Origin of the sequence: Pseudomonas juntendi, assembly GCF_009932375.1 — a bacterium.
Classification (GTDB): Bacteria; Pseudomonadota; Gammaproteobacteria; order Pseudomonadales; family Pseudomonadaceae; genus Aquipseudomonas; species Aquipseudomonas juntendi.
On record NZ_BLJG01000471.1, the window covers coordinates 1 to 223 of the forward strand.

A 223-nucleotide genomic window follows, 5' to 3' on the forward strand; every position below is an offset into this window, starting at 1 on the left:
GGCGGTTTCCATGTCGGCGGCGCCGCGGATGGCCGAGGTGTGCTCACGCACTTCGTCCAGGCCAAGGCTTTTGGCCTCTTCGGCAAGCAGGCCTTCAAGACCTTTGGGGCAGGTGAGGTAGAGTTCGAAACGGTCCGACATGAATATTCCAGAGCCTTGGGCTATTGACTGACGAGGCGACGCATCGCCCCGCGATGTTTGCCCGCACGCCTTTCCAGCAGGC

Annotated in this window: 1 protein-coding gene; it reads right to left on the reverse strand. The window is 61.9% G+C overall.

Translation table 11 applies throughout. The features are described from left to right. A partial coding sequence (locus GYA94_RS28825; RefSeq protein ID WP_167524240.1) for a hypothetical protein occupies window positions 1–141 on the reverse strand: 141 nt, incomplete at its 3' end. Between the last annotated feature and the right edge of the window lie 82 nt (window positions 142–223).